The sequence below is a fragment of the Tabrizicola sp. genome, assembly GCF_051645465.1.
In the GTDB taxonomy this organism is placed as follows: Bacteria; Pseudomonadota; Alphaproteobacteria; order Rhodobacterales; family Rhodobacteraceae; genus Tabrizicola.
On the sequence record NZ_JBOFBI010000051.1, the window covers coordinates 1 to 4,810 of the forward strand.

Below are 4,810 nucleotides of genomic sequence, written 5' to 3' on the forward strand. Positions count from 1 at the left end.
TTGTCTCGTCGTCGGGGCTTGCGCCCTCCTCCTCGGCTGACGAGGGGCGCTGCCCCTCGAGCTCCCCGGAGTACTTGAAAAAAGAGCAAGCGCATTTGCTCTTTTCCAAATACTCCCGCGCGGCGCGCCCTTCTTCCGAGCCGGTTGCGCGTTCTTCACGCGCAGAGGCGAGACAAAAGGTCTTCGCGCGTCAGCGCTCAATTTGAAAACCGCCGGTCACGTCCCGCGGGTCGCCGGGTGGAAGGCATAGCCCTCGCCGTCGCGCTCTACCCTGCCGATCCCCGGGCCTGGCAGATGCGCCCCGGCGACCAGCCACCCGGCCTCCACGACCTGTTCAAGCACCTTGAGGCGGGTCGCGCGAGCTTCGGCCATATCGTCATCGAAGCTCCAGCACACCTCGGGCCGCGCGAACTGAACCGCAGAGTGATGAACGATGTCGCCCCAGATCAGAAGCCGCCCTTCCACCAGAAACGCCATATGCCCGGCCGTATGCCCCGGTGCGCTGATCGCCGTCACACCCGGCATCGGCCCGTCGCCCTGCTCCAGCGGCATGACGCGCGGCAGGACCGGGATCATCCGGGGTTCGGCCCGGAACGCCATCAGCTCTTCCACCGGGACGAAGACCTTGTCCGCGTTCGGGAACGCCAGACCGCCGTCCCCGTCCACCAGCCCCGACAGGTGATCCACATGGGTGTGGGTGAGGGCGACCGCCGTCACCTCGTTCGTCCCCACGCCCGCCTCGACCAGCGCCTCGGGCAGCCGGCCGAGGCTTTCGTGCCAGGCATCGCCCGCACCGGTGTCGATCAAAAGGCACCCCTGCGGCCCCCGCACCAGGAACGCCCGGACCGGCAGCCGCAACAGGCCATCCGCCAGATCGGCCCCGGCCAACGCCTCGGGCGCCAGTTCCTCGCCATCCGACCCGCGCAGACGATCGGTGCCGATGACCGTCTCGCCGTCCGACAGCATGGTGACCGTCAGGTCCCCCAGTTCCACCGTCATCGACAACCGTCCCTGCCGCAGAATCCGCATCAGCACCAACTCCCCCTCGGGCCGCCACTGTAGTTGCGGGCATGACCTGCCCGTATCATCCGCCCGGCCACATCCTGCCCGTCCAGGATCAGCCGCACCAGCGTCCGGCCATACTGGTCCGCCCCGTCGCGCTCGAGCTCGATCCGCTCGGCCTGCTGGATCAGCGTCCGCAACGCCCAGGTCGCCTTCTCGGCCGCCACGAACTCGGCCACGCATTTCGGCGCATACTTCTCGGGCGTATCGAAACCGAGGATCCGCGCCCGTTCCAACCCCTGCTCCTGGCACATCAGCGTGACCGTATCGCCGTCGATCACGTTCACGATGCGGCAGGTGCCGTCTTCGCTAGCCACCGGCTTCAGCACCGCATTCGTGAGGTCGGCAAGCGTCGGCAACAGCACCAGCCCAAGGAACCCGACCAGCATCACCGCCTTCAGGTAGACCCGCGGATCGACCAGCCGCCGCAGGAGCTGGACCAGAAGACCCGGAGGCCTGGCTGGACCGAAAAGACCCCGCCGCGCCACGCCTCAGTCTGCCGCCGTTGTGGTGACGGAAGTCGGCCTCTCGACGCGGGCGGCCTTTTCCACCTCTTCGCCGATGATCCGCGCAATCTGCGCCACGTCCCCGGGCACAAAGGTCAAAGGCAGCCGCATGTCGATCAGACCCGCCAGCACACGGTCGGTCTGCGGCAAGGCCTCGGGTGCCGCATAGCGCCAATGCATGTAGCGGCTGGTGAATCCCATTGAATCCGCCGCCCCGAACCACTTCAGCTCCACCCCCCGCGCCGCCGAACCGGCAACAAACGCGGCCACCCGCGCGGGTTCCCACCCCGGCAGGAGGAACTGGAACGACGACCCCATGTAATCCTCGGCTTGCGGGCGGGGGATCAGCTGCACCCCTGCCACTCCGGAAAGCCCCGCCTCCATCCCCTGATAAAGCGCGCGCCACCGCGCCCGGCGGTCGTCCAGCATCCCGATCTGCGGCCGCAGGATCGCCGCCCGCAGGTTATCCATGCGGCTGGAGACATTGGGCACATCCAGCTTAAGCCGCTCGAATACGTCCGCAGAAGGCGCCGCCCGGTGGCGCGCGTAAAGCATGTAGGACCCCGACAGAAGCACCGCCCGCGCCGCAAGCTCCTCATCATCGGTGACCAGAAACCCGCCCTCGCCCGAGTTCATGTGCTTGTAGGTCTGCGTCGAATAGCAGCCGATCGCCCCATGCCGCCCCGACGGAACACCCTTCCACCGCGCGCCCATCGTGTGTGCGCAATCCTCGACCACCCGCACGCCCAGCCGGTTGCACAAAGCCATCAGCGCGTCCATGTCGCAGACATGCCCCCGCATGTGCGACAGCAAAAGCACCCGCGCGCCAGAGGCCTTCGCCTGCACCTCCAGATGCGCAAGATCGATGGTCAGGTCCTCCGTCACCTCGACAAACACCGGCCTGGCACCAAGGCTGGCAATCGCCCCCGGCACCGGCGCCAGCGTAAAGGCATTCGACAGCACCGGATCACCCGGCGCCACCTGCAAAGCCCGCAAGGCGCAGGCCATCGCCGCCCCGCCCGAAGCCAGGGCCAGGCAATAGCGCGACCCGACGTAAGCCGCGAATTCCTCTTCCAGAAGCGCCGTCTCGGCAACCTCTCCCGCGGCGGTGTTGTAGCGGTGCAGCCGCCCATGCCGCAGCACTGCCATCGCGGCGTCGATCCCCGCCTCCGGGATCGGCTCCTGCTGGGTGAAACTGCCCGTAAACCGTTCCATCAGTTTTCCACCGTCCGCCGCACGACCATCAGATACATCGCCAGCACCAGAAGCAGTAGCCCCGATGCCAGATAGAACGCCATGTCGGGCGACCGAAGCGGCGCGCCCTCCTGCATGAAGAACCCGAAGACCTGCGCGAACATCACCGTACCGATCAGCATCGCCACATTCATCACCGCCGAAATGCCGCCCTGCAGCTCGCCCTGAGCATCGTCCGGCACCACCTTCGACATCATCGCGACCAGCATCGGATGCACAAACCCCTCCGGCCCGTGCACGACCAGCAGGATCAGCACCGCAACCAGCGACCCCGCCAGCCCGTAGCCCAAGGCGACCACGACCGCGATGACCAGCCCGAAGAGACACACCTGCCATTCCCCGAACCGCGCCACCGCCGGCCCGATAACAAACCCCTGAAACACCGCCGTGATGATCCCGAACGCCGCGAGCGTCAGCCCGACCATCGCCTCGGACCATTCGAACTTCGCCATTCCCCAGAACGGCCAGATCGCCGGATAGACAGCAGAGGCGGCGAAATAGACGAAAAGCACCGAGCAAAGCGGCACCACGCCCTGATAGTACCGGAAGACCCTGAACGCCCCGAACGGGTTCGACCGCCGCCACTCGAACGCCCGGCGCTTTTCCGGCGGCAGGGTCTCGGGCAGGACGAACCAGCCGTAGATCAGGTTCAGGACCGATATCCCCGCTGCCACGTAGAACGGCACCCGCGGGCCCAGTTCCCCCAGCAATCCGCCAATAGCCGGGCCCAAAACGAAGCCCACCCCGAACGCGGCCCCCACCATGCCGAACGCCTTCGCCCGGTCCTCCGGAGCCGTCACATCCGCGATATAGGCATTGGCGATCACATAGGACGACCCGCAGACCCCCGCGATGATGCGGCCAACAAACAGCCAGAAGATCGTAGGAGCAAGCGCCGAGAAAAGGTAATCCACCCCCAGCCCGAAGATCGCCAGCAAGAGAAGCGGTCGCCGCCCGAACCGGTCGGAAAGGTTCCCCATCAACGGGCTGAACGCGAACTGCCCAAGCGCAAACGCCGCGAACATCCAGCCACCGACATAGGCCGCATCGCCAAGGCTCATGCCCCCGACTTCAGTGATCAGCGCAGGCAGGACCGGCATGATGAGGCCAAAGCCCACCATGTCCAGAAACACGGTGATCAGCACGAAGGTCACGGCATGGCTGCTGACCGGCGCAGGGGCGATTACGGCTTGGCTCATGATGGGCGGACCCTAGGCGGGGCCGCAGGTCGTGTCAAACCGGGGAGGCGGGGTGGTTTGAGTGTCTGATTTGCGGGACGGAGCGGTAGTTGACGAGCTACGAACCGAACTTCGCCTTCCGACAAGAAACGGGAGGTTCAAGCGTCGAACTGATTATCCCGACAGCTGACGTCCGTTAACGCTGTTGGAAGATGATCGTGTTCCCGGTGGGGTCATCGATATAGACCTCACGGGTACCCCAAGTCTGATCCAAAGGGCCTTCGTGAACAGGCGAGCCCGCCCGGGTCGGAACTGACAAGCCTCTGGCCAAAAACATAGCGAACAACGTGTCCACGTCGTCGCAAACTATGATGGCCGACGAAGGCCCGAAGCTGCTTAGCGAAGGCAAGAGGTTAAGGTGCAGTTCGTCTGACCCCCTTCTTAGGACAGCATAGAAAGGCGCTTCCGAAGGCGACGCAGACACAAGTTCAAGGTCGAGCACGCCGGTAAGGAAAGTGGTAGCTTCCGGTACATCGCGGACGAACATTAACGGGATAATCATGGGCGGTTTCCTTGCGCTGTCTGTTTTCGGGTCAGCCTAACACGAAAGCGGACAGTCTCGCCCCCAACGATCCGGACATTGAGGTCCATGTTGCGAATGTCCGCTAAGGGCGGTGGGTTCAACCGGTGGCTGCAACACTTCATTCTTTGATCGAAGAAGGAGTGTGAGCCATGACGTATCGTCGCCGGATCTACTATTCGGCCGAACAGCGCGCCGAGATATGGGCTCGTTGGCAGCGTGGGGAGTCG

At 65.0% G+C, this 4,810-nt stretch carries 5 protein-coding genes; all 5 read right to left on the bottom strand.

The window, feature by feature from the left end; genetic code table 11:
- Positions 1–216: 216 nt before the first annotated feature.
- Positions 217–1,029: an MBL fold metallo-hydrolase gene (locus ACRCSW_RS03155; RefSeq protein WP_438702535.1), complete on the bottom strand. Its 813-nt coding sequence runs from the start codon at positions 1,027–1,029 to the stop codon at positions 217–219.
- Positions 1,029–1,550, bottom strand: a complete 522-nt coding sequence (locus tag ACRCSW_RS03160; protein WP_438702532.1) for a thermonuclease family protein — start codon at positions 1,548–1,550, stop codon at positions 1,029–1,031. Before ACRCSW_RS03160 ends, ACRCSW_RS03155 begins: the two co-directional genes overlap by 1 nt.
- 3 nt (positions 1,551–1,553) lie before the next feature.
- Positions 1,554–2,786: a DegT/DnrJ/EryC1/StrS family aminotransferase gene (locus ACRCSW_RS03165; protein ID WP_438702536.1), complete on the bottom strand. Its 1,233-nt coding sequence runs from the start codon at positions 2,784–2,786 to the stop codon at positions 1,554–1,556.
- Positions 2,783–4,021 carry a TCR/Tet family MFS transporter gene (locus tag ACRCSW_RS03170; protein WP_438702533.1) on the bottom strand — a complete coding sequence of 413 codons (1,239 nt, stop codon included), beginning with the start codon at positions 4,019–4,021 and terminating at the stop codon, positions 2,783–2,785. The genes ACRCSW_RS03165 and ACRCSW_RS03170 overlap by 4 nt, the downstream gene beginning before the upstream one ends.
- A gap of 175 nt (positions 4,022–4,196) precedes the next feature.
- On the bottom strand, positions 4,197–4,562 hold the full coding sequence (locus ACRCSW_RS03175; protein ID WP_438702534.1) for a VOC family protein: 366 nt from the start codon (positions 4,560–4,562) through the stop codon (positions 4,197–4,199).
- Positions 4,563–4,810 lie beyond the last annotated feature (248 nt).